Raw genomic sequence first — 1,985 nt, 5'->3', positions numbered from 1 at the left:
CCACACGGGGTGCGGCAACCAGCAAATTCAACCAATCAAAAAACAATCGGTATCAACAAACTTGGCACACTATTGAGTTCTCAAACAACAGGAACGTTCGATTACTTGCAGGACCAGCGCTTTCGCACCTTCTCGGCTCTGCTTTCCTTCGCCGTTGTGTTTACAGCTTATTTCATTCTGTTTTCTCTTGTCAAATCCTCCGCTTTGGCTTACTGCCTGCGAAAAGGACGTACGACAAGACAATCCCATGACAATTAATGGCCTAATTCCGATTCGCTTTAGAGCGCACGGACCGACCGCTAGTTTTTGAAGGGGTTGGTTGCCCTCACCGGGGCAACTCATGAAACATTACACGCCGCTCACCGTGCGAGCAAACTGAAGCGGCGTTGTCTGCGTCACCCCGTGCGGGCACCCGTCCGGTGAGTTGTTCGGGGGCAGTTGGGTGCTCGATGGTGCAGGTTGCTCGCCGGCCGTCGAGCCCTGCGCTCGTGCGTGGGCTCCCCTACTATGACGCTCCGGAGCATCTGAACCCGGTGCGTCTGGAGGATGACGTTCGGGCAGTCGTGCCAGGAGTGGATCGCGCTTGAAGCCGGGAGGGCCTGCGGAAAGTGTGCTACCCGCTGATGTGCTCTGCCGATGAAGGCTCGTGGCCGGTTGATCGCTGTCCCTGACGCGCGGCCCTGGATCCCGGTTCCGGCCCTACGGGCCGCGAGGCCACTATGCGTGAGCCGGTAGGTGGTTCGGTCGACCATTCATGCCGACCCGTCAGAGCTCCCGCTGTCTTGTCGATCATCCACCCAAAGACGATGGCCGTACTTCGCCAGGGCCAGGAGCACAGTGGTGCGGCTGAGCATCACCGTGGCCAGTGGGCATAGTCCCGCTTGCCGAGAGCCGTGGTCTGCTGTTGCTTGGTTGTTCTGTCGGTGGCCGAGATCCTCTCCTCCGGAGTGCAGGGTCCGCTCCAGCACAGCTTGCCCCATGGAGCGGGAGGTCAGGTAACTCGTGGTGCCGTCGACGCGGAACGATCCAGTAGGGGCGAGACCTGAGTCCTCGGCATCCTTCAGGCCCGGAATCTCAGCAGGCAGCGTCCCGGCAAGGGCGCGGGAGGGCCTCACCGCCTGCCTCCGCCCCATCCGGACGATCGAGGATCTCCTCGAGCAGCATCGGCCGGTCACGGCCTGCGTCCCAGGATGGCGGAAGCAGCATGATCAGTACTTCACCACCGCTGGGCAGGAACGGAGGTGATGGCCGGCCTCGGTCGGTTCACGATCATGACGGGTCTCCGCCGGCTCTCGGAGACATGGCAGCTCTCCGTTGTCTGTGGTCGGGGTGATATCGGTTGATGTCGGTGCTTGGCGTGACACCTGTCGATGGCTACACCACAACCCTCCGGAGCAATCGGTGAACACCCTTTCGAGCTCGTCGCTCCTGGGGCCAGGCCCGCCACCGGCCGCAGCTCAGGACCACGTCGCTCGAAAGCACGGCACCGGACGCCGGCTGCTGCGTCTCATGCTTTCGCTGATGATGCCCACGAGGGACGACGGGGAAGTGGCTCCTGCAGGCAGCGCTGCAGCTACTCGCGGTCCGAGGAGGTTCCCATAGCCCGCCCGCGGGCAAGCTGGCCGTATGCCGCGTGCGTGCCGCTCAGCGGCGCGGCGGGTAAGGCCGCCTTCGTCCAATCGACGGAAAGGGGCAGCTCGTCCTCCCAGAGGCAGTGGACTCCTCGCGTGCGCCCACGTGGGGCGAGCGGATCGCGCCGGCGCACCGATATGGGGTCCAGGTCTCCCCGGCGCGTTGATGGCTACCGGCCTCTCCGGCCAACGGCTGCCTGGGTTCGTCGGCTGTGTTCGGCCGATCCAAGGGGGTAGTGCTCCCGGCTGCCTAGCTTGACTGTGCGTCGTCCACGGTCGTGTACCGCTGCCGGCCGCGTTCCAGGGCGGGGTCTCGCCTGGCGTGTGGTGTTGGAGGTGGTCGCCCCGGCCGCC

The 1,985-nt window shown here is 63.9% G+C and carries 1 protein-coding gene; it reads left to right on the top strand.

All coding sequences use genetic code 11. The features are described 5' to 3' along the window. Positions 1-258, top strand: a 258-nt coding sequence (locus AC4D2O_RS19120; RefSeq protein ID WP_490908987.1) for a hypothetical protein, incomplete at its 5' end; no start/stop codon positions are given. Positions 259-1,985: the final 1,727 nt, after the last annotated feature.

It is taken from the genome of Arthrobacter sp. TJ-238 (assembly GCF_058269215.1).
This window is presented reverse-complemented; position numbering and strand designations above follow the sequence as displayed.